We start from the raw sequence: 22,777 nt of genomic DNA, 5'->3' as shown, positions 1-22,777 counted from the left end.
TAAAATTTTAACAAAATTAAAATAAAGTCAAGCTTTCATTTCTTTTTCTTTATTTTTGAATTTACGATAAAGTTCACAGGTTCTCAAAAGCTCTTCATCTTTTCCGATGGCTAAAACTTGCCCTTTGTCAATAACAACGATTTTATCTGCATTTTCAACCGTACTTAATCGATGTGCGATCATTAAGATCAATCTTTCTTTTTTTAGATTTTCTATGGTTTTCATTATAGCCTTTTCGCTTTCATTATCTAGTGCTGAAGTTGCCTCATCAAAAATCAATAAATCTGGATTTTTATACAAAGCTCTAGCGATAGCGATACGTTGCTTTTGCCCTCCACTTAAATTTTTTCCATGCTCTTTTATTTCAGCATAAATTCCGCCCATTGATTCTACAAATTCGTAAGCATTAGCAAGCTTTAAAGCTTCAATCACTCTTTCTTCATCTAAATCTTCACTATAAGCTACATTTTCAGCAAAGCTATCATTAAAAAGATAAATATTTTGAGTCACAAGCCCTATTTTATCTCTTAAACTTTCAATGTTAAAATGGTGGATATCTACATCATTAAATAAAATTTCACCCTTATTTTTTTCATAAAAATACATCAAAAGATTAATAATAGAAGATTTTCCACCGCCACTCATACCTACAAGTGCTAGTGTTTCTCCTTTGCTGAATTCAAAATCAATTCCATTTAAAACCTTTTTAGAAGAATTATCATAAGCAAATTCCACTTTTTTAAATTGAATATTTTTTATACTTTTTAATTCTTTATCTCCACCTTTAATTTCAGGCTCTAAATCCAACAAATAAAAAGTTCTTTCGCTTGCCGCTATAGCTCCTTGAAGACCTCCATATAAATTTGAAAGTCTTTTTATAGGCGTATAAGACCAAAAAAGCGCCGAAATAAAAGCAAAAAAGCTTCCAACGGTTACATTTCCTTTAATTGCTTCGTGCCCACCAACTATAATCATAACCGCAACTCCGATAGAACCTATAACTTCCATCATCGGACTTGTTAAAGCATTAATTCTTGTGCTTTTTAAAATAATTTTACAAAAAGACTTATTTTCTTGATCAAATTTTTGCCTTTCCTTTTCTTGCGCATTATTGGCTTTAACTAATTCTATATTTGAAAAGATTTCTCCTAAACGAGATAAAAGATCAGAATTTTTTTCTTGGATATTTCTTGCATAAAGCTTGAGTTTTTTAACAAGATAAAATAAAGGAATAATAGTAATTGGAAAAATGATTAAAGCAAAAAAAGCCAATCTTGGACTTTGAGACACAGCCACACCTAAAAGTCCTATAGCTGTAATTAGTTGAGTTAAAAAATCTGGAATGACACTAGAAACTACATTTTGTAAAGCACCTATGTCGTTAGTGCAGCGGCTTATAAGCTCTCCACTTCTGTGCCGTTTAAAAAAATCCATATCCAAACGCAAGATATTTTTTAAAACCTTAGAACGCAAAATCCTTAATATATCTGTGCCAATATAAGAGATATAATAAGTTTGCAAATAAGAACCCGCATTTTTAAGAAAATAAATCAAAAAAAATAAAAAAGGAGCAAAATAAAGCATTGTTTCTTTTTTATCTATAAAAATTTGATCCAAAATAGGCTTTATCATATAAGCACTCGCTGAAGTTCCACCACTTGCTAGAAGCATACCTATTCCGACAATAACAAATTGCTTCCAATACTGCTTATAAAAAGGTTTAAAGCGAATTAAAACTTCTTTTAAATTCATTTCTTTATACATTTTCATACTCCCAAATTGTTCCGCTTGGCGTATCTTGTAAAAAGATACCCTCTTTAGCTAAATTTTCTCTTATTTCATCAGCCTTTTTAAATTTTTTTTCTTTTTTTGCTTCATTTCTTTTTAAAATTTCATTTTCAATGAAAGCTTTTTTATCCTCGCTCACACCCCATTGAAAATACTCTTTTGCATCCATAAAGCCAAAACCAAAAATTTTAGCTAACTCATCTAAAGAATCTTTAATATCTTGTTTTAAAGTTTTATTTTTTTTATCTAATTCTAAATTAGCATTATTGATAAAATCATCCAAACAAGCTAAAGCTTTAGAGATATTTAGATCATCATTTAAAATTCCTAAAATTTTTTGTGCAATGTCGCTTTGAAATGTTGTATTTTGCGTCATATCAAAGTCTAAAATATTATCCATATCCAGTCTCTTTTTGAGACGATAAAATTTATCAAGACGTTTTTTAGCAGCATGCAAATCTTCCAAAGAATAATTAAAATGCGCCCTATAATGTGAATTTAAAAGATAAAATCTCAATGCCTCGCCCATAAAATCTTTAAGTGCATCTTTTAAAAAAAAGCTATTGTTAAGACTTTTGCTCATTTTTTCACCATTGATTTTGACAAAACCATTATGAAGCCAAATTTTAGCCAAAGATCTTTCACAGCCACAACGACATTGTGCGGATTCATTTTCATGATGTGGAAAAAGCAGATCAATTCCACCCGCATGAATATCAAGTGTGTCCTTAAAAATAGAATCAATCATAGCTACACATTCTGTGTGCCAACCTGGGCGGCCTTTGCCAAATTTACTTTCATAAAAATTTTCATCAAATTTCCAAAGTACAAAATCGCTTTCATTTTTTTTCTTAACGTCACTATCAAGACGAGAAATATTTTCATCTAAGCCTCGCTTAGAAAGACTTAAATAATCTTTATCTTTGCTTGTATCAAAATATAAACCATCCTCCAAAGCATAAACAAAACCTTTTTCTTTTAATCTTGAAATCAAATCAATCATTTCCCCGATAAAATGGGTTGCCCTAGGTTTTAAATTAGGATCTAAGACGTTTAATTTTTTCATATCCTCTTCATAGCTTTGTATATAAAATTCTGTTAATTCCTCGATGTTTTTTCCGCTTTCAGATATTTTTTTTAAAATTTTATCATCAATGTCTGTATAATTTCGAACAAAATTGACTTCACAGCCTTGAGCGATTAAAGCCCTACGTAATAAATCAAAACAAACACTACTTCTAGCATGTCCTAAATGCGCATCATCATAAACAGTAGGGCCACATAAATAAATATTGATTTTTTTTTGATCTAAATGAATTTTTTCTTTTTTAACACTATCCATTAATTTCATCAAATCATCCCCTTAAATCCCATATAAATCCAAATAAACATATTTAAAACATAAGGCTTTGTCAAATAAAGTATTGCAGTAAAAATTACTAAAGCAATTATGATTAAAAAGTAAAATTTAAACGATATTAAACCAAAAAATTTCTTAAAACCAAATTCTTTAATATTGGCTCCAAGCAAATAAAAAGCACTTAAAGAACTCGAAAAAGCCACTCCTATAACTTTTAAATTTTCATCTTTGATTAAAATTATAAAAGCAATCGAACACAAAAGACTTATAAATAAAGCTTTAAATGCTATAAAAGCAGCAGTTTTTTGTTTGAATTTAGCATAAAGCCATAATGAAAGAAGCTTTTGCAAACCAAATGGAAGAAGTCCTATGAGATAAGCTATTAAAACATAAGCGGTTGTAATACTATCTGAATGGGTAAAATTTCCTCTTTGAAACAAAAGCTGGCAAATTTCTAAAGAATAAATAGAACCTACAATACTTGAAACAAGCAATAAAACACTTAAAAATATCATCGCTCTTTGCATGAATTTTAAAGCTAGATTTTCTTGATTGCTTTTTAAATGCTTTAAAATTTTAGGAAAAGAAACTTGAGTTAAGGCTATGGCAAAAAGTGCTAAAGGAAGTTGAAAAACCCGATTAGCATAATACAAATAAGAAATACTTCCGCTGATTAAAAAACTCGCGATTGTGGTATCTAAAAGAGAGCTGATTTGAGTTGCAGAAGAACCTAAAACTCCATGAAAAAAATTTCCATAAAATGATTTCATTTTTGTTTTAGCTTTTTTTAATCTTATGCTTAATATCATTGCTTTAATAACGGGATTATTTTTTAAGATAATTAAATGCAAAATTAATTGTGCTACACCACTTAAAACCGTTGCATAAGAAAAATAATAAAGCGTTTTTAAAGGTTCATTTTTATCAACAAAAAATGCAGCAATCACTATACTTAGATTAAATAAAGCAGCACTAAATGAAGTGATAAAAAATTTTTGTTTGTAATTTAGAATTGCACCAAAAAAAGTAACTAAAAAAATAAAAAATAAATACCAAAAATTAATCGCCACTAAAGGCGATGCAATATCAATAGTTTTTTGATCAAAACCAAAAGCAAAAATTTTAGTAAAAAAAGAAGAAAAAAAACTCACCAAAAGACAGCATAAAAAAACAATTGAGCTAAACTGAACTAGAATACTAACGCAAAACGCTCCTTTTTTTCGTGCCTTTACAAAATTAGGCAAAAAACTTTGCCCAAAAGCCCCTTCTGCAAAAATTCTTCTAAAAAAAGCGGGCATTTTTAAAGCCACAAAAAAAATATCACTATAAAGTCCAGCTCCTAAAAAAAGAGCGATTAAAATATCTCTAGCTAAGCCTAAAACACGAGAACATAAAATTCCTAAGGCATTAATAATAAAATTTTTAAATACTAAATTTTTCATTGTTTTTTTGAAAATTTTTCATCATTTTTTTAAATATAAAGATTTTATTTTAACTAAAATTGATTAAAAATTGACTATAATTTGCTTTAAAAATGATTTAATTACAAGGAAAAGTTTTGGGATTAGATGAAAAAATTATTTCTTACACTGAAGATCCAAATCAAGAACTTTTAGAAGTATCATCTAGAACAAATATTGATTTAAATGAACTTGATTTTAAACTTTTGGCATTTTCAACCCAATATTGTTTTAACGACAATCAATGGGAAAAAATTTCAGAAAAGGATTTAAGTCTTTTTGAAAAAGATGAAGTATTTCTAAAAAATGATTTAAAAATCAAACAAGAATATAAAATAGAAATTTTTCATCGGACAAATGAAGATAAATTAGCACATGCAGTAAAACTCATCGCCAATAAAAACCTCACAAAAATAGTCGCGCAAATTGATTTTAGTTCTTTGGTGTTTCATGAAAAACTAGCTCTTGAACTTTTGCAAAATATCTATAAAAAGATGCTTAAACTTAAATTTTTAATAGGAATTCGCATTTTTAATTTTAAAAAAGAACTTCTTAGTGCTTGTAATAAGCATAAATTAAATCCTTCAAATCAAATAGTGCAAATTAATGTAGCTAGAGGCATTGATCCTATTCAAAGTCAAGATGAAAAACTGATTTTGCTTTACAAAGAAAAGGCTAAAAATTACACCATCGATGAAAAAAGATCAGGTATTATAGCCGTAGATGAAAATGAAGTTGTTTTAAAGCATACTAAATTTAAGCAAGGAAAAGAAGGTAAGGATTTAAATTTAAGAGTATTAAAAGTTTTAAGCGCTAATGAAAATAAAATTAAATTTACCTGCTCTTCTGCGTTTAAAGCGGTTGAAAATGAGGATTTTACAGATTATATTGCCTTAAAAAAAGGTTTCGTAAGCGAAGAATCTGATCGTTTTGATATTAATAATTTATTAGAATTTAATGGAGTTGATTTTAAAAATATAGGTATCATACGTGCTGGAATTGATAAAAATGTCAAAATCAATATAAAATTCATCTCCGATATGCAAGATGCTGTTAATTCTGGAGTTGGAATAGAATGCGAAGAACTAAACATCGCTGGAAGTGTGGGTAGTAATACTCACCTAAAAGCTACAAAAATGAAAATTGAAGGCATCACGCATTCTAAGGCTTATATTTATGCAAAAGAAGGCTATATTAAAACTCACAGAGGGTTTGCAGAGGGTGAAATATTAAATATAGATTTACTCGAAGGTGGAACAGTTAAAGCCAAGGAAGTAAAAATTAAAAAAAGTTTAGGCGGAACAATACAAGCTGAAAAAGTTTATGTAGAAAGTTTAGAAAATAATAATACTTGTGTTTTCTATGACTGCGCTGTAGTTGAAAATATGAAAGGTCAAAATAATAAATTCAATATTAAAGTAAAATCACTTGATAAAGATTATGATAAGGAATTTTTAGACATTAAAAATAAAATATCCACCCTTAATCTTAAAATCAATAAATTAAAACATTTTATATCATCTAACAAAAATAGTATTTTAAATATAGAAAAAAAAGCAATTCAACTTAAAAATCAAGGACAAAATATACCTCCACAATATGAAAAAGCCTTAAAAGAATTTTCTTTTCAAAATCGCGAATTAAATAAAGCGATCAACGAAGAAAAAGAACTTTTAGAACTTAAAAAACAATTGCATTCTGAATTAGTAGTGCTTGAACAAAGCCTATTTGAAGCCAAATTTATCAATAAAAGTGGTAAGTGGAATGATATGAATGAAATAAAATTTTCACTGATAGAACCTAAAAAAGATATTTTATATTCTTCTTTTAGTAATGAAAGTGCTAAATTTATAGGGTTGCAAAAAAACACAGAAAACAATCAAGAATTTATAGAAATCAACAAAAAACTCGATTACGATAAAAAGGATACAGAATGGTTGTTGCCATCGAAGGAATCATAACAAAAAAAGAACCAACGTTTATAGTCTTAAAATGTGCTAGTGGGCTTAGCTATGGAGTTTTTATATCTCTTTTTTGCTCCGCCAAACTTCAAAGTAATGAAAAATGTGAGCTTTTGATCACTCAAATTATCAAAGAAGACTCTAATAGATTTTATGGCTTTTTGGATAAAAATGAACAAAAAATGTTTGAAATGCTTTTAAAGGTTAATGGTGTTGGTGCAAGTACTGCTATGGCAGTTTGCTCAAGCTTGGATGTGAATTCTTTTTATCAAGCTTTAAGTACGTGTGATGAAAGTTTGCTAAAAAAAGTTCCAGGAATTGGAGCAAAAACTGCAAAAAGGATCATCATTGAGTTAAGTGATAATAAAAAGAATCTTGAAAATATCAGCAATGAGAAAAATGAAGCTCTAGCGGCCTTAATTTCTTTAGGTTTTAAACAGGATAAAATTTTAAATATTTTACGCGATTGCACAGGAACAAATACTAGCGATCTTATCAAAGAAGCACTTAAAAAACTAGCATAAGGAGAAAAAATAAATGAATTTTGCGATACTTTTTGGAGGAAATTCATACGAACACGAAATTAGCATTGTAAGTGCTATAGTCTTAAAAAAAGTTCTTAAGACAAATTTAACCTTTATTTTTTGCGATGAAGATAAAAAATTTTATCTCATTCCAAATGATAAAATGCATTCAAAAACTTTTAGCACAAGATCTTATACAAAAGAAAAAGAATTATTTTTAAAACAAAAAGGATTTTATGTTAAAAATTTTATAGGCGAAAGCAAAATCGAAATGGAATGCGTGATCAATCTTATCCATGGAAAAGATGGAGAAGATGGAAAAATAGCTTCTTTGCTAGAATTTTTTGACATTAATTTCATCGGACCAAGACTTGAAGCGAGTGTTTTATCTTTTAATAAAGAATTGACCAAACTTTATGCAAAAAATGTAGGCGTTAAAACGCTTGATTATTCTATGCTTAGAAAAAATCATAATGATAATTTTACTCCAAAATTTCCTTCAATCTTAAAACCATCAAGACTTGGTAGTAGTATAGGTATAAGTATCGTCAATAACGAAAAAGAATTCGAATACGCCAAAGATGTGGCTTTTGAATTTGATACAGATATTCTTGTGGAAGAATTTAAAAGCAATGTCAAAGAATACAATCTTGCTGGTTGTATGATCGATGATGATTTTGTTTTTTCCATCATAGAAGAGCCTAAGAAAAAAGAATTTTTAGATTTTGAACAAAAATATCTTAGCTTTTCTGGCAATAATGAGCTTATCGAAGCTGATTTAAGTGAAGAATTAAAAACAAAACTTAAAGAAAATTTTAAAAGGATTTATAATCCATTGTTTAAAGGCGCTTTAATACGATGTGATTTTTTCATTTTAGATAACGAAGTTTATCTCAATGAAATCAATCCAAATCCAGGTTCTTTAGCTAATTATCTTTTTAAAGATTTCAATACTCTTTTAGAAAAACTTGCTAAAAATGCTAAAAATGAAAACAAGATCAAAATAAATTACAATTTCCTTCATTCAATCAATGGACAAAAGGGCAAATTATAAACTTTTAAGTCAAAATACGTTAAATTTTACATAAAATTTAACGTATTTATTAGGAAATGCTATGCTTACCTTTCAAAAAGATGAAATTTATACAGCCACAGAGGTTGTTCGAAATTTTAGCCCTATTATGGAAAAATTAAAAAAAAGTCAAACGGGAAAAATCGTTATTTTAAAAAACAATAAATTTGAAGCTGTAATGCTTAACATGACAGAATATGAACGCTTACAAAATGCTATACAACTTTTAGAAAATATTTATAAAAATCAAAAGGTTTAAAATGGCATTAACTCAAATTATCTATGAAGAAAATACTTATAATTTAAGCTATGAAATTATCAATCAAGATCAGAAAAAAACTCTACTTATTTTACATGGATGGGGGGCTAATAAAGAATTAATGAAACAAGCTTTTGCTAAAGAATTTCCTAATTATTGCCATTTGTATCTTGATTTGCCTGGATTTGGAAAATCAAGTATTATAAAGGCTTTTCAAAGTAAAGATTATGTTAATATTATAAAAAAATTTTTACAAGAAAAAAAAATCGATATTGATACTTACATGGGTCATTCTTTTGGTGGAAAAATAGCAGCCTTACTTGCCTTGGAATTTAAAAATTCAAAATTAATCTTGCTTTCTAATTCTGGAATTCTTGCTCCAAAATCTTTAAAAATTCGCTTAAAAATTGCTATTTTTAAATTTTTAAAAATCTTTGGTTTGGGTAAATTTTATCGTTATTTTGCAAGCAAGGATGCTTCAAATTTAAATGCTGCGATGTATCAAACTTTTAAAAATGTAGTGGATGAGGATTTGAAAGATGTTTTTTCAAAAATAGAAGCAAAAACTTATATTTTTTGGGGCATTGATGATCAAGCTACCCCATTATCAAGTGGAGAAAAAATGCATGAGCTTATTAAAAATAGCAATTTCTATCCTTTAGAAGGGGATCATTTTTTCTTTTTAAAACATTCTGCTTTTATAGCTAAACAAATAAAAGGATAAAAATGCTGATTAATGCTCTTTATTTTATTAATTCATTATTGTTTAATTTTTGCATATCTTTTTATCTTATTAGTGCTTTACAATGGTATTCTTATAAATTAAATCGTATTGTTTTTCACTATCATAAGCCTTTATGGCACTTATATTTTTTACTTTGTCCTTATTTGATGTTTTTAGCATTTCCTTTATATTCTTTAATTTATTTTATTATTCTTGCTCCAATTTTATATTTTTGGAATAAAAGCATAGATAAAAAACTCATCTTTACTAGCAAGGTAAAATGGTTTTTTGTTTTTATTTTTGTTTATAACGCTCTTTTTGCTATCTTAGCCTTAAGATTTTCATTTCTTTTTAATCTTTGCACTCTAGTCTTAGCACTTTTAAGTTTAAAAATTTATGATCTCTTTTCAAAAATATATTACAAAAAACAAGCCAAATCAAAATTAAACCGTCTTTCAAATTTAAAAATCATACTCATTACGGCAAGTTTTGGCAAAACAAGCATTAAAAATTTTCTCTATGAGTTATTAAAAGATGATTTTAAAGTTTATAAAACTCCAAGATCTGTAAATACTCTTATGGGAATAGTTGCAGATATCAATAACAATCTAAATGAACAAACTCAAATCTATATCGCAGAAGCAGGCGCAAGACTTAAAGGGGATATTGATGAAATCACTCGCTTTTTAGAGCCACAAATTTGCATCGTAGGAGAAATAGGAAATGCGCATTTAGAATATTTTAAAAGCGTAGATAATATCAGACAAACAAAGCTTGAAGCTCTAAATTCTAAAAGATTAGAAAAAGCTTTTCTTCATACAAGCACACTAAAAAAAGAAGATGAAATCATCACTCTGTATGATGATAAAATAAGCAATATTGATTCAAATTTAGAAGGTTTAAATTTTGAAATATCATTCAAACAAGAATTGCATACTTTTAAAAGTCAAATTTTAGGAGAATTTAATGCTCAAAATTTATGTGTTTGCATACTTTGCGCTCATTATTTAGGTATTAATTTTGAGTCTATTAAGAAAAATATCTTAAATATCAAATCCGTAGAGCATCGCTTACAAATCATTTCTAAAGAGCCAAAATTCATTATCGATGATGGTTTTAATGGCAATTTTAAAGGAATGAGTGCAAGTTATCTTTTATGCAAACTTTATCAAGGACGTAAAGTTTTAGTTAGCCCTGGAATTATAGAGGTTAGCAAGGAAGAAAATATCAAACTCGCACAAATCATTAATGATTGCTTTGATTTAGCTATCATCACAGCCAATGTAAATGCTGAAATTTTTGAAAAAGAACTCAGCATCAAAAAAATCATATTAAAAGAAAAATCTGAACTAGTAAATACTTTAGCCAAAGAAACCAAAAATGGAGATTTGATTTTATTTTCTAATGATGCTCCTAGTTTTATGTAAGAGGCAAAATAAAATAAAAATTTTTAGGCTCTTTTTCAAAGCTTAATTCCCCTCTATGGGCATTAATGATTTCTTTAGAAAGAGATAAGCCTAAACCATTTCCTTTTAACTTTGTCGTCTTAAATGCCTCAAAAACCAAATTTTCATCTTTGATCTTGCAACCATTATCATAAACTCTCAAAATTAAATTATTTTCTTTAGCTTCTGCTATGATTTTTATTTCTGGATTTTCGCATTCATTGTCTTCTATAGCATCAATAGCATTATAGATTAAATTTTGCAATACCAAACCTAAAAGTGCTTTATCGGCATAAATTTGCATATCTAAAAAATTTAATTCAAATTGGATTGGCGAAGAAAAATTATAAGAACTGATTGCGCTTTCACACTCTTCTTTTAACTCTAAAAGATTAAAATTCAAAGTATTTATATGCACACCTTTAGTAAATAATAAAGTTGAATTAACTATACGCTCTACTCTATCAATGGCTTTTTTCATCTCAAGTACTATATGTTTATTTTTAAGCTCACTCCTAGAAAAAAGAGTGGAAGCAAGTAAAGATATAGAGCCTATTGGATTTCTTATTTCATGTGCTAAATGCGCAGCAACACTCCCCATACTCGCAAGTCTTTCATTGCGTTTTTCATCGCTAATATCTGTAGCTGAAATAATAGTTTTTTCATTGTGTGCGATGATCTTTACAGCGTAAAATCTTCCCTCAAATTCAAGTTCATCACGCATTTTTTCAAGACTGATACTGCTTAATAATTTAGGATTTTTCAAAGCTTCTTTGTTTTGCAAAATAATACTTTTTTCTTTATCCAAAATCCAAAGTGCGCTAGGCAGAACCTCGATAATCTCATCAACCATCGCACGTAAAGAATTATAATTTTCATTTAAAACTTTATATTCATTTTCTATGACATAAGTTTGCTCTATTAGGCTTTCTAAACCCTTTTGCAAGGTTTCTTTTTCAGTCGCATCCAAACTTTTTAAAATATTTTCATTCATTATTTTTCCTCTAATAAAATTTTAAAATCATTCATATCCATTAAAAGCAAATTTTGCTTAGCTATTTTATAAAATTCTTTACTAAAACCATTCTTTGAAATTATAATATAATAATTAGGCGTTAAATTTAAGATTTTTGCTTTCATTTCTAAAAGATTTAAGATGTTTTTGCAAATTTTTTTATTTTTAAATTTAACTTCTCCGATTAAACTCAAATTTTCATCTTGATAATACAAATCTATTTCCAAATCCTTATTCCAATAACTTTGCACTCCCAAAATATCAAATCTCTTTTCGATCAACTCTCTTGAGAGTTGTTCAAAACAAAAACTTTGATAAAGTTCGAATTTCTCCTTAATGATTTCTAAAACTCTATCATATTTTTGCTCTAAAATGAATTTTTCATGGGGCTTTAAAAAATAAAAAAAGAAACGTGTAAAATGATTTTGAAATATAAGTTTATCTTGTACCACATAGGATCTTAATTCTTTTTTTAACTTTTCTCTTTTATTTTTAACTTTTTTAATTTCCTTGCTGTATTCAAGCTTTAAAATGCCATTTTTTAAAAGGTATCTCAAAATAGCCCAAGCTTTAAAATGCTGTATGTTTTTATTAATAGAAAAACGTTTTCTATTGTTTTTAGCTAAAAGAGAAAGCGCGTAAGAAGTAGTTTCATCAAAATTAAATTGAGTGTTTATTCTAAGATAGTCTTTGAGGAGTAAATTTTCTATATTGTAAAAAATATTTTGATTAAAATCGATTTTTTCTAGCATATCAAAACCATCAAAAATACTATAAAAATCAAAAACATTCCCTAAAGTTAAAGTGCTGCAAAAACTCGCAAAATGATTAAATTTAATATTTTTCCTTTTAAACAAAATAATTTATAGTATAATTCTATCAAATTTTTACAAGGATTATAATTGCAAATTTCAGATTTAAAACAACAAATTATACTTAAAAAAGGTGTTTTGCATTTTGATTTTACTGCAAGTGCCTTAGCCTTAAAATGCGTAGAAAAACAAATCGCTAAAATATTACCAACCTATGCAAATACCCATTCTGATAGCTCTTTAAATTCTTTTAAAACTCAACAATTTTATGAACAAGCTAGAGACGATATTAAAAAAAGTCTCAAGTTAAATAAAGATTTTGCCCTTATTGCTTGTGGAACTGGATCAAGCAGTGCGATAAAAAAATTTCAAGAATTACTTGGAATTTATTTACCTCCACTAGTGAAAGAAAAATATTTTGCTCAAATACAAAAAGACACGCTGCCTTTAGTAATTGTTGGGCCTTATGAACATCATTCTAATGAATTATCTTTTAGAGAAGGTTTGTGCGAATGTATAAGGATACCTTTAAATAAATTTGGAGAAATAGATTTTGACTTTTTAGAAAAAACTCTTCAAAACAATAAAAAACGACAAATTATTGCTAGTTTTTCTTTAGCCTCTAATGTAACTGGGATATTGAGTGATTATAAACGCATAAGTGATTTAGTGCGTAAATATAAAGGCATAGTGGCTTTTGATGCTTCTAGCTTTATCCCTTATAAAAATATATCTTGCAAATATTATGATGCTTTGTTTATAAGCTCGCATAAACTCATCGGAGGTATTGGTGGCTCTGGACTTTTAGTCATCAAAAAAAATCTTTGCGGAAACAAGCCTAGTTTTGCAGCAGGTGGAACCGTAGGATACGTTTCAAGAACTTCTCAATGTTATCTTTGCAATGAAGAAATTTTAGAAGAAGGCGGAACTCCTGGAATTTTACAGCTTATCCGTGCTAGTTTAGCTTTTAAGATAAAGGATTCTTTAGGAATTTCTCAAATAGAAAAAAAAGATGAGGAATTAAAAAAATATTTTTTAAAAGAAATTGAAAAAATACCTGATTTGATTCTTTATGCTAAAAATTTAACCCATCGTTTGCCCATTTTCTCTTTCAATATCAAAGGAATTTCTCCTTATGATCTTGCTTATGAATTAAGCAAAACTCATCACATTGAAACGCGTGCAGGCTGTGCGTGTGCTGGACCTTATGGACATGATTTGCTTGGTTTAAAGGATAATCAAGAGCTTAAAACAAAACCAGGATGGTTAAGAGTTAGCTTGCATTACACACATGAAAAAGAAGATGTTGATTATTTTATAAAAGCCTTAAAACAAAGTATAAAAAAACTGAAATTTTAGAAAGTATCATAGAAGTGGCGCAGCGGACGGGGCTCGAACCCGCGACCTCCGCCGTGACAGGGCGGCATTCTAACCAGCTGAACTACCGCTGCATCTAAAAAATGGTGGTCACTATAAGACTCGAACTTATGACATCCACCTTGTAAGGGTGGCGCTCTACCAACTGAGCTAAGCGACCAAAAAAACAATGGCGACCCCTAGAGGATTTGAACCTCTGTTTCCACACAGAGAGAGTGTTGTCCTGGGCCACTAGACGAAAGGGTCTAAACCCAAAAAAGTGGTGTCCCGTGTTGGATTCGAACCAACGGCCCCCTCCTTAAAAGGGAGATGCTCTACCGGCTGAGCTAACGAGACATAAGTGGCGCAGCGGACGGGGCTCGAACCCGCGACCTCCGCCGTGACAGGGCGGCATTCTAACCAGCTGAACTACCGCTGCACCTAAAAAATGGTGGTCACTATAAGACTCGAACTTATGACATCCACCTTGTAAGGGTGGCGCTCTACCAACTGAGCTAAGCGACCAAAGTGGTGTCCCGTGTTGGATTCGAACCAACGGCCCCCTCCTTAAAAGGGAGATGCTCTACCGGCTGAGCTAACGAGACATAAACCAAAAATAAAAATGTGATTATGCCAAAATATATACTCATTTGTCAAGGATTTTTTTCATTTTTGATATTTTCTTTCTAAATAACGCGACAATAAACCGATCGGCAAGGTTAATACAAGATAAGCTATAGCTAAGATTATATAGCCCTCAAGCGTAGCAAAAACATAAGAATTAACCTCTTGAACATTTTGTGTTAATTCATTTACAGCGATCACACTCAATAAAGAACTATCCTTGATCAAATTAGCCAATTGTCCGCTAATAGGAGCTAAGATATTTTTCAAAGCTTGTGGAAAAACCACATAAAATAAAATTTGCCTTTCACTTAATCCTAAAGCTCTTGCGCTTTCTATTTGGATCAAAGCAATGCTAAGAATTCCTGATCTAAAAATTTCAGCCAGATATGCCCCAGAAAACAAAGAAAGGATAAATATCCCTACAAAATATCTATTATCAAAACCTAAATTATTGGCAATAATGTAATAAATCAACAACACCTGAACAAGCAAAGGCGTTCCGCGAATGATTTCTATATAAAATAAAGCAAAAAATCTCAACACTATAAATCTACTCAAGCTAAAAAAACAAATCACCAAACCCAAAAAAATACTACTTCCTAAAGCAAAAAAGCTGATCAATAAAGTATTTAAAAATCCATTCAAAATTATTTTTTTGTATTCCAGCAATAAAGCAAAATCAAAATGATAAGCACTCACTTTAAAGCTAAAATAAAAAAATAAAGTCAAAAGACAAAGCAAAAGCGTCGCATTTAATAAATAAGCTATTTTAGAAAGTGGTTTTATGGGTCTAAAGTTTTTACGCTCTTGAATAAACAAAATATCCTCCTATTCTTCATAAAAACATTTTTATAATTTCAAGTATGCAAATTTTTTTATAAGTAAAATTTAACTAAAATTTTCAAAAATCATTTTAAAGGTAAATTAATATGCTAATTTTTGGACATCCTCTAGCAAAAAATTTGAATTTTAATTTTATAGAAAAAATTGAAAATTTGCAAAACGATCAAATTTCTTGTTTTTTTTATGATGAAAAAATTATCCAAAAAGCAAAAAATGAAAATTTGGATTTTGCCATTTTTATACAAAATAAAAATGAAATTTTTTTAAGCAATGCATTTGAGGCAAAATTTTTAATCTTTAAAGATGAAAAATTAGCAAAATTTGCTTCAGAAGTGGCTGAATTTTACCTTTTTGATAGCAAAATTTTAATGATGGTAGAAAACTTTGATGATTTGGAAAAAGCTTATGATTTGAGAGTCGATGGGGTTATTTTAAAGGATTTTATAAAGAATTATAAAGTTTTTAAATAACTTCATTGCAATAATTTAAATTTTTTACTTGAAAACAACATAAGATTTTTAAAAAAGATTTAATTGTTGGTATAATTTTATATATTTAAAATCAAGGTGATGTTGATTATGAAAATAAGAAATTTTTTTAAAAAAACATACAGTGATAGTCCAATAAATTCTGAAGAACTTCAAAAATATAAATTTTCAACTCCGCACTATGATGATACAAGGAACAAAGAAATTGAAATATTAAAATATGCTATTGATAACAAAGAAGTGAAAAATATTGCAATCCAAGGGGAATACGGATCAGGAAAAACCAGCCTTATAAAATCTTTCGAAAAACAATACGGGTATTTAAATGAATATAAAATTTTAGACATTTCTTTAGCAACATTTGGAAATACAGATAATAAAATAGAAACTATAGAAAAAATAATATTAGAGCAGATATTTTATAGGGTTGAAAAATCTAAAATTCCTTTATCCAAATTCAAAAGAATAAGTGAAGTGTCTTTCTGGAAAGCTCTTATAAATTTTACATCTTTTTTTCTTTTGATATTTTCTTATTTTTTTATATTTGACGAAACTTTTAAAAATTTATTAAAATCTAATTTTGACATTTCAAACTATAATAATTTCATTGTATGTACTTTGTGTATTATAGATTTTCTTATTTTATATTTTTATTTTTATAAGATGTTATTGATTATTAAAAACAGCACAATAAATAAAATTACAAGCAAAGATATTGAGATTTCCCAAATCGATGAAAAATCTTTACTCAATAAATATCTAGATGAAATTTTATATTTTTTTAAAAAAAATAAATTTCGGATAGTTGTTTTTCAAGATCTAGACAGATTTGACAAGATTGACATTTTCACAAGACTTAGACAACTAAATTATTTTTTAAATAATTATGAAGGCATAAAACATAAAATAACTTTTTTATACGCAATTAAACCTTCTATATTAAAAAATACCGAAGAAAGAACTAAATTTTTTGATTTTATTTTAATAAAAATACCGTATATAAATTCTCACAATTCAAAAGAAAAAATAATAAAATATTTTGAAAAAGATAATATGCTTATAGATGAAGATTTATTAAAGTATGTTTCGTTATATATGCACAATATAAGAATAATAAACAACATATATAATGAATTTTTATTTTATAAAGATAAGCTTAATATTAATAGAAATGATAAATTAAAAAATACAAAACTTTTTGCTTTACTTGTGTATAAATTTTTCAATACAGAAGAATTTTCAAAATTGGAGAAAAGTGAAGGTAATTTACATAATATTTTAAAATCTAAAAATGACTACATTAAAACTAAAAAAAGTGAATTAGTATCTTATATTGCCAAGAGCTACGCAGAAGAATTGTTTAATCTTATTTCTAGCGACTCAAGCTATGATAGGATATATATAGATCGAAATGATAATTTAGGATATAACAAACAAGATATAGAAAATAATTATGAATTAGTTTCAAAACTTGTTAACAACTGTAAAATATTTGATAACTATTCTGAGATAGATGTAAAAGACGTGAATAAAAAATATCAAAAAAAAATTAAATCTTTAAATATACTTTCTAATTCTCCATTAAAAGATTTTTACAAATATATTGATTTTAAAAACATAGAACAATATAAATACGCGGATATGATAAAATATTTTATCGAACAAGGTTATATAGATGAAGATTACGATCAATATATTTCAAATTTTACCTATGATGATCTAACAGACAATGATAAAAAATTTGTTTTAAACCTTAAACATAAAAAAGAAAATTTAGGATTTGACTATAAACTTTCCAATGTGGATAAAGTTTTAGATCATTTAAAATCAGATGATTTCACCTGTGATTTCATATTAAATATTCAATTATTTTTACATCTTATTAAAAATTATAAAAATTACAATCAACAATTTAGTAATTTTTGTAAATTTTTACAAGATACTAATCCTTTAGAATTTTATAAAAATTTATTAGACGAAAACTGCAAAGATGTAATTAATTGTTTAATTGAAAATATTAATGATTTTTGGAGTATAGTTGAAAAAATTGAAAATAAAGAAAAATATTTAAAAAATATTATTAAGATGGCCTCTAAAGCTAACTTAAATGAAATTTTTAAAAGTAAAAATATGCAAATTTATTTTTCCAATATATCTTCACTATCATTTATAGGCCCAAATGACGAAAATACTTCCAAAAATATTATTGATATTATTGAAAAATTTAAAATTAAATTTAAAAAACTAAATGACATTAAAATACAGTATGTATTATATAATCATATTATTGAAAATAATAGTTATGAAATAAATATTGATAATTTTAAAACATTATTTGCTGAAAGAGAAGAAAATAAAAATAAGTTTAATGAAAAAAATTATACATTTTTTAAAGAACTAAAAAACAATAATCTATTTAATTATATTAAAGAAAATTTAAATGAATATATAAAAAATGTATTTTTAAAATTAGAATATAACACCAAAGAAAGCGAAGAGATAGTAATCGAACTTATAAACAATAATATAGATGAGGTACTAAAGAAGGAGATAATTAAAAAACAAGAATGTAAATTTTATTCTCTTAATGATGTTAATAAAAATTTACAAATTTTTATAATAGAACAAAATAAATTAATTTGCACAATTGAAAATATAAAGTATTTATTAAATTTAGGATATAATTTTAATTTAATAGTTAAGTATTTAATTCAAAATGAGAATAATATAGAACAGAATATTCTAAAAGAATGTTGCGAACTATTATTAAATAAAAACAAAAATAAAGAATTAATAGATTTTGTTTATAAAAAATTTAAAGATAAAGAAAAACTTAATAGTAGCACAATTAAACAAGTAATCCAAAATAATAATGAGATTGATAAAAAAATTACTTTTTTATATAAACAAATTGATAATTTAAAAACTCAAGATATTCTAGATATTCTAAACAATCTTGGTGGCGAATACAAAAAAATTGCTCTTCAAGATGGAAAGCATGTGAAAATAGAAATTAAAGAATATAATTATAAACTTCTAGAAAAATTAAAAGAAAAACATTTTATAACTAGCTATAAAAAAGAAAAAAACTATTATAGAACCATAGTAAAATATAATGAATAATTTTAATAATCTAAAATTAAAGTTATCATAGATATCAGTTGCAACTTTAATTTATAAAAATCATTCATTCCTTAAAGTATCTAAAACATTGATTTGAGTTGCTTTTTTAGCCGGATAAAAGGACGATAAAGCGATGATAAGTAAAGCCCCTATAACCGTCAAAGTAAAATCCATAACCGACAAATCAAGCGGTAATTTACTCGTCCCATAAACATCAGCCGGCAAGGTAACGATATCGAAATTTCCTAGAAGCCACAAAGCGATAAAAGCAAGTAAAATGCCCACTATCATACCACCACCACCTATAAGCATCCCTAAGGCAAAAAAACTTTTTTTAACCTCTGCCTTGCTTGCGCCCAAAGCAAATAAAAGAGCGATTTCGCTACGACGATTCATAACGATCATTAAAAGAGAACTGACTATATTTAAACTTGCAACCAAGATAATCAGCATCAAAACTATAAAAAGTGCTCTTTTTTCAAGTTTTAAAGCTGAAAAGAAATTTTTATTTTGCTCCCACCATCCTATAACGATATAATCATCTTTTAAATAATTTTTTATTTTTTCCACATCTTTAAAAGCATCATCACTATAAACATGTATTCCATCATAACCTTGATTTTCATTCATTCCAAGAACTTTTCTTAAGGCTTTAACATCAGTATACATATAAGCTTTATCATAAAAAGCAAGTCCGGAAGTAAAACGAGCTTTTACTTTAAAACGTTTAGTTTGCGGGATCAAAGAAAATCCGCTAGGATTAAAATTTGAAAAAATAAGTGAAATCATATCGTTTTTACGCAAGCCATACTCATCCACCAAAGCCGATCCTAAAAGGATATCAAAACCGCTTAAATTTTGATCTTTAATAGCCTTAGCAATGATTTCATTGATCTTAATTTCATCTTTAAAATTAACACCAAAAAGCACCCCGCCTTCAAAGCGATTGTCTCCTTTGGCAACAACTTGAGTGCTGATATAAGGACTAAAAAGCAATTTTGGAAATTGCTTTTTAAGTTCATTAACCAACTCATCATCAACAGGAGCATAAAATTTTGACACAATGGTGATAGGATAATTCATTACAAAAAAACGTTTTTCAAATTCCTTATCAAAACCATTCATGATAGCCATTGCCACAAGCAAAACACAAAGTCCTACGCACACTCCTAAAAATGCTAAAAGCATAGATAGATTGATAAAAGGTTGCTCTTTATCAAATCTTAAATATTTAAAAAGTAAATATTTTAAAACGCTTTTATTCAAGCTAAAATTCCTTGTTTTGGACCACTTTTTCCATGGCATTCTTTAAATTTTTTGCCACTTCCACAAGGACAAGGTGAATTTCTAGGAACTTTTTTAAATTCAGGTTCATCAAGCCCATCTTCACTTACTCCAATCTCTACAGAATTTTCAAGAATTTTTTCATTTTCTTTACTCGCTGTATTTTCTAGATCTTTAGCTTCTTCTTGAGTAAATTTAACACTAAAAAGAAGTTTTATACTATCAAATTTGATGCGATTCACAAGCTCTAAAAAGAGATTGTAGCTCTCTTTTTTATATTCCACTAAAGGATCTTTTTGATTGTATCCACGAAGACCTATACCTGTTTTTAAAATATCCATTTGATACAAATGCTCTCTCCAAGCATTGTCTAAAACTTGCAAATACAAAATACGCTCGATATTGTGTAATTCTTTTTCATCTAATTTTTCCATTTTTTGATGATAAGATTTTTCTAAAATTTCACTTAATTTATCTTGCATTTCAATGGCATTGAGATTTTCAAAATCGCTTTCTTTGATTTCAGTAGAACATTCATCAAAAATTTTACTTTTCAAAGTTTCAAAATTAAACTCAGTATTATTTTCATCGATCATAAGCTCACTCATCACACTAGCACTATACTCGGCAATATTTTGAGAAATCTTAGCTTTTATATCATACTCTTCATCTAACAATTCATTGCGATAACGATAAATGGTCTTTCTTTGCTCATTAGCCACATCATCATATTCTAATAAATGCTTTCTGCTTTCAAAATGCAAACTCTCCACTTTTTTTTGTGCATTTTCAACCGCTCTTGTTACAAAAGGAGATTCTATATGCTCACCCTCTTTTATACCCAAGCGATCCATGATCCCTTTCATTCTGTCGCCACCAAAAATTCTTAATAAATTATCCTCTACACTAAGATAAAAACGGCTGATTCCAGGATCACCTTGACGCCCCGCACGACCACGAAGTTGATTATCTATACGACGACTTTCATGCCTTTCAGTTCCTATGATATAAAGCCCTCCTAAAGCTCTAACTTCATCATCTATTTTGATATCAACCCCACGTCCTGCCATATTTGTCGCTATAGTAACAGCACCTTTTTTTCCAGCATCTTGGATAATCAAAGCTTCTTGCTCATGATTTTTAGCATTTAAAACATGGTGTGGAATTCTTTCTTTTACAAGCATTTCATGAAAAACTTCACTTCTTTCTATGCTTGCTGTTCCTATAAGAACAGGTTGTCCTTTTTTATTAGCTTGTTTAATCTCTTCAATAACAGCTTTAAATTTTTCATTTTGAGTTTTATAAATTAGATCATCTTTATCTTGTCTTTTGATAGGAATATTTGTTGGAATTGAAATAACATCCAAATTGTAAATTTGTGAAAATTCTGTCGCCTCAGTTTGTGCTGTTCCTGTCATACCTGCAAGCTTATTATACATTCTAAAATAATTTTGGAAAGTAATATCAGCTAAAGTTTGGCTTTCTTCTTGAATTTTTACATTTTCTTTAGCCTCTAAAGCTTGATGAAGTCCTTCGCTAAAACGACGTCCTTCGCTTAGACGCCCTGTAAATTCATCAACGATAATAACTTCTTTATTTCTAACAACATAGTGTATATCTTTTTCAAAAAGATTGTGTGCTTTTAAAGCTTGATCAAGTTGATGTGCCAAAATAGCATTGTCAAGACTATATAAATTCTCCACTCCAAAAAGCTTTTCAGCCTTAGCAATTCCTGCTTCTGTGATCAAGATATTTCTATTTTTTTCATCCACTACAAAATCACCTTCAGGCTTAGCAGAAGGCAATACCGCTTCACCTCTTTTCATTTTTTTTGCCACTTCATTGGCTTTTATATAACCATCTAAAGTTCTATTAGTAGGCCCACTAATAATCAAAGGAGTTCTTGCTTCATCGATTAAAATACTATCTACTTCATCTACAATTACAAAATTATGCCCTCTTTGAACCTTTTCAGCCTTTGAAAATTTCATATTATCACGCAAATAATCAAAGCCAAATTCATTGTTTGTCCCATAAGTAATATCGCAATCATAAGCTTTTTTATGCTCTAAGTCATTATTTTGAGATGAAAGCACAACCCCGACACTAAAACCTAAGAAGTTATAAATCGCACTCATTTGCTCTGCATCTCTTTTAGCCAAATAATCATTCACAGTTACAACATGAACGCCTTTTCCACTCATAGCATTTAAAACAACAGGCAAAGTCGCCACAAGGGTTTTTCCCTCCCCTGTTTTCATTTCTGCAATCTTACCTTCGTGCAAAACCATACCGCCGATTAATTGCACATCAAAATGACGCATATTTAAAGTTCTTTTACCTACTTCTCTTACGATGGCAAAAACATCATTTAAGATTTCATTTTCTTCTTTTTCGCCCTTAATAATTTGCTCTTTAAATTTTAAAAATTCAGCTTTAAGCTCTTCATCGCTTAAATTTTGATATTTAGGCTCAAGCATATTAATCTGTGCCACTCGTTTAAAATATTTTTTTATTTCGCGATCATTTTTTGTTCCAAATATGGCTCTTAAAGCATTTAAAAACATTTTTAAAACCTTTTGCTAAAATTTCAAGCTATCATTATAGCTATTGTTTAATTAAAGTTAGCTAGAATT

The 22,777-nt window shown here is 28.0% G+C and carries 17 protein-coding genes and 7 tRNA genes; 9 read left to right on the top strand and 15 right to left on the bottom strand.

Annotation, left to right across the window (positions count from 1 at the left end; genetic code table 11):
• Positions 1-27: 27 nt before the first annotated feature.
• From H2279_RS03755 to murJ, 3 genes are read right to left on the bottom strand one after another with little or no spacing between them, the layout of a single operon-like run.
• Positions 28-1,764 (bottom strand): ABC transporter ATP-binding protein, encoded by a 1,737-nt coding sequence (locus H2279_RS03755; protein WP_337195643.1) that lies wholly within the window; start codon positions 1,762-1,764, stop codon positions 28-30.
• Complete coding sequence (gene cysS / locus H2279_RS03750) at positions 1,757-3,139, bottom strand: cysteine--tRNA ligase (RefSeq protein WP_337195642.1); 1,383 nt, start codon at positions 3,137-3,139, stop codon at positions 1,757-1,759. The genes H2279_RS03755 and cysS overlap by 8 nt, the downstream gene beginning before the upstream one ends.
• The gene (gene murJ, locus H2279_RS03745; RefSeq protein ID WP_337195641.1) at positions 3,139-4,590 is read right to left on the bottom strand and encodes a murein biosynthesis integral membrane protein MurJ; all 1,452 of its coding nucleotides are present in this window, start codon (positions 4,588-4,590) and stop codon (positions 3,139-3,141) included. The genes cysS and murJ overlap by 1 nt, the downstream gene beginning before the upstream one ends.
• Positions 4,591-4,706: 116 nt before the next feature.
• Here murJ and H2279_RS03740 point away from each other — a divergent pair, with 116 nt between their 5' ends.
• The 6 genes from H2279_RS03740 to H2279_RS03715 all read left to right on the top strand — a co-directional run bounded on the left by H2279_RS03740 (position 4,707) and on the right by H2279_RS03715 (position 10,575).
• On the top strand, positions 4,707-6,569 hold the full coding sequence (locus H2279_RS03740) for a flagellar assembly protein A (protein ID WP_337195640.1): 1,863 nt from the start codon (positions 4,707-4,709) through the stop codon (positions 6,567-6,569).
• Positions 6,542-7,093, top strand: coding sequence for a Holliday junction branch migration protein RuvA (gene ruvA, locus H2279_RS03735; RefSeq protein ID WP_137623690.1), 552 nt, complete (start codon positions 6,542-6,544; stop codon positions 7,091-7,093). The genes H2279_RS03740 and ruvA overlap by 28 nt, the downstream gene beginning before the upstream one ends.
• Before the next feature lie 13 nt (positions 7,094-7,106).
• A complete protein-coding gene (locus tag H2279_RS03730) occupies positions 7,107-8,147 on the top strand; it encodes a D-alanine--D-alanine ligase (protein WP_337195639.1) in 1,041 nt (346 codons plus the stop codon).
• Positions 8,148-8,208: 61 nt separating this feature from the next.
• The gene (locus tag H2279_RS03725; RefSeq protein WP_137623692.1) at positions 8,209-8,424 is read left to right on the top strand and encodes a type II toxin-antitoxin system Phd/YefM family antitoxin; all 216 of its coding nucleotides are present in this window, start codon (positions 8,209-8,211) and stop codon (positions 8,422-8,424) included.
• A 1-nt stretch (position 8,425) separates the two neighbouring features.
• A complete protein-coding gene (locus H2279_RS03720; protein WP_137623693.1) occupies positions 8,426-9,148 on the top strand; it encodes an alpha/beta fold hydrolase in 723 nt (240 codons plus the stop codon).
• A gap of 2 nt (positions 9,149-9,150) precedes the next feature.
• Positions 9,151-10,575, top strand: a complete 1,425-nt coding sequence (locus tag H2279_RS03715) for a UDP-N-acetylmuramoyl-tripeptide--D-alanyl-D-alanine ligase (RefSeq protein WP_337195638.1) — start codon at positions 9,151-9,153, stop codon at positions 10,573-10,575.
• Here H2279_RS03715 and H2279_RS03710 read toward each other — a convergent pair.
• Together H2279_RS03710 and H2279_RS03705 are read right to left on the bottom strand one after the other, a co-directional pair.
• The gene (locus tag H2279_RS03710; protein ID WP_337195637.1) at positions 10,568-11,587 is read right to left on the bottom strand and encodes a fla regulon two-component system sensor histidine kinase FlgS; all 1,020 of its coding nucleotides are present in this window, start codon (positions 11,585-11,587) and stop codon (positions 10,568-10,570) included. The genes H2279_RS03715 and H2279_RS03710 overlap by 8 nt on opposite strands.
• On the bottom strand, positions 11,587-12,360 hold the full coding sequence (locus H2279_RS03705) for a DUF234 domain-containing protein (RefSeq protein ID WP_337195636.1): 774 nt from the start codon (positions 12,358-12,360) through the stop codon (positions 11,587-11,589). The genes H2279_RS03710 and H2279_RS03705 overlap by 1 nt, the downstream gene beginning before the upstream one ends.
• 150 nt (positions 12,361-12,510) lie before the next feature.
• Here H2279_RS03705 and H2279_RS03700 point away from each other — a divergent pair, with 150 nt between their 5' ends.
• Positions 12,511-13,779 (top strand): aminotransferase class V-fold PLP-dependent enzyme, encoded by a 1,269-nt coding sequence (locus H2279_RS03700; protein ID WP_337195635.1) that lies wholly within the window; start codon positions 12,511-12,513, stop codon positions 13,777-13,779.
• Between the two features lie 15 nt (positions 13,780-13,794).
• Here the strand turns inward: H2279_RS03700 and H2279_RS03695 are convergent.
• From H2279_RS03695 to H2279_RS03660, 8 genes are all read right to left on the bottom strand, one after another.
• Positions 13,795-13,871: transfer RNA gene (locus H2279_RS03695), tRNA-Asp, on the bottom strand.
• Positions 13,872-13,881: 10 nt separating this feature from the next.
• Positions 13,882-13,957: transfer RNA gene (locus H2279_RS03690), tRNA-Val, on the bottom strand.
• A 10-nt stretch (positions 13,958-13,967) separates the two neighbouring features.
• Positions 13,968-14,043: transfer RNA gene (locus H2279_RS03685), tRNA-Arg, on the bottom strand.
• A gap of 14 nt (positions 14,044-14,057) precedes the next feature.
• Positions 14,058-14,133, bottom strand: a tRNA-Lys gene (locus H2279_RS03680).
• Positions 14,134-14,138: 5 nt separating this feature from the next.
• A tRNA-Asp gene (locus tag H2279_RS03675) sits at positions 14,139-14,215 on the bottom strand.
• A 10-nt stretch (positions 14,216-14,225) separates the two neighbouring features.
• Positions 14,226-14,301: transfer RNA gene (locus tag H2279_RS03670), tRNA-Val, on the bottom strand.
• A 4-nt stretch (positions 14,302-14,305) separates the two neighbouring features.
• Positions 14,306-14,381: transfer RNA gene (locus H2279_RS03665), tRNA-Lys, on the bottom strand.
• A 61-nt stretch (positions 14,382-14,442) separates the two neighbouring features.
• Entirely contained in the window at positions 14,443-15,222 is a 780-nt protein-coding gene (locus H2279_RS03660; protein ID WP_337195634.1) for an amino acid ABC transporter permease, read from the bottom strand.
• 110 nt (positions 15,223-15,332) lie between these two features.
• Between H2279_RS03660 and H2279_RS03655 the strand changes: the two genes are divergently transcribed.
• Together H2279_RS03655 and H2279_RS03650 are read left to right on the top strand one after the other, a co-directional pair.
• Complete coding sequence (locus H2279_RS03655) at positions 15,333-15,716, top strand: hypothetical protein (RefSeq protein ID WP_239820633.1); 384 nt, start codon at positions 15,333-15,335, stop codon at positions 15,714-15,716.
• Positions 15,717-15,824: 108 nt separating this feature from the next.
• The gene (locus H2279_RS03650) at positions 15,825-18,857 is read left to right on the top strand and encodes a YobI family P-loop NTPase (RefSeq protein WP_337195633.1); all 3,033 of its coding nucleotides are present in this window, start codon (positions 15,825-15,827) and stop codon (positions 18,855-18,857) included.
• A gap of 60 nt (positions 18,858-18,917) precedes the next feature.
• Here H2279_RS03650 and H2279_RS03645 read toward each other — a convergent pair whose 3' ends face one another.
• Together H2279_RS03645 and secA are read right to left on the bottom strand one after the other, a co-directional pair.
• The gene (locus H2279_RS03645) at positions 18,918-20,123 is read right to left on the bottom strand and encodes an ABC transporter permease (protein ID WP_337195632.1); all 1,206 of its coding nucleotides are present in this window, start codon (positions 20,121-20,123) and stop codon (positions 18,918-18,920) included.
• Positions 20,120-22,708, bottom strand: a complete 2,589-nt coding sequence (secA, locus tag H2279_RS03640; RefSeq protein ID WP_337195631.1) for a preprotein translocase subunit SecA — start codon at positions 22,706-22,708, stop codon at positions 20,120-20,122. Before secA ends, H2279_RS03645 begins: the two co-directional genes overlap by 4 nt.
• Between the last annotated feature and the right edge of the window lie 69 nt (positions 22,709-22,777).

The sequence above is a fragment of the Campylobacter sp. B0100352/1 genome, from assembly GCF_020135855.1.
GTDB classification, from domain to species: Bacteria; Campylobacterota; Campylobacteria; order Campylobacterales; family Campylobacteraceae; genus Campylobacter_D; species Campylobacter_D taeniopygiae.
Note: the sequence above shows the minus strand (reverse complement) of the source record. Positions and strands in the feature narration are given on the sequence as shown.

Bases quoted from the DNA above. Each gene is read 5' to 3' on its own strand.
- H2279_RS03755 (WP_337195643.1), bottom strand. From the start codon at position 1,764: ATGTATAAAGAAATGAATTTAAAAGAAGTTTTAATTCGCTTTAAACCT.
- cysS (WP_337195642.1), bottom strand. From the start codon at position 3,139: ATGAAATTAATGGATAGTGTTAAAAAAGAAAAAATTCATTTAGATCAA.
- murJ (WP_337195641.1), bottom strand. From the start codon at position 4,590: ATGAAAAATTTAGTATTTAAAAATTTTATTATTAATGCCTTAGGAATT.
- ruvA (WP_137623690.1), top strand. From the start codon at position 6,542: ATGGTTGTTGCCATCGAAGGAATCATAACAAAAAAAGAACCAACGTTT.
- H2279_RS03730 (WP_337195639.1), top strand. From the start codon at position 7,107: ATGAATTTTGCGATACTTTTTGGAGGAAATTCATACGAACACGAAATT.
- H2279_RS03725 (WP_137623692.1), top strand. From the start codon at position 8,209: ATGCTTACCTTTCAAAAAGATGAAATTTATACAGCCACAGAGGTTGTT.
- H2279_RS03720 (WP_137623693.1), top strand. From the start codon at position 8,426: ATGGCATTAACTCAAATTATCTATGAAGAAAATACTTATAATTTAAGC.
- H2279_RS03715 (WP_337195638.1), top strand. From the start codon at position 9,151: ATGCTGATTAATGCTCTTTATTTTATTAATTCATTATTGTTTAATTTT.
- H2279_RS03710 (WP_337195637.1), bottom strand. From the start codon at position 11,587: ATGAATGAAAATATTTTAAAAAGTTTGGATGCGACTGAAAAAGAAACC.
- H2279_RS03705 (WP_337195636.1), bottom strand. From the start codon at position 12,360: ATGCTAGAAAAAATCGATTTTAATCAAAATATTTTTTACAATATAGAA.
- H2279_RS03655 (WP_239820633.1), top strand. From the start codon at position 15,333: ATGCTAATTTTTGGACATCCTCTAGCAAAAAATTTGAATTTTAATTTT.
- H2279_RS03650 (WP_337195633.1), top strand. From the start codon at position 15,825: ATGAAAATAAGAAATTTTTTTAAAAAAACATACAGTGATAGTCCAATA.
- secA (WP_337195631.1), bottom strand. From the start codon at position 22,708: ATGTTTTTAAATGCTTTAAGAGCCATATTTGGAACAAAAAATGATCGC.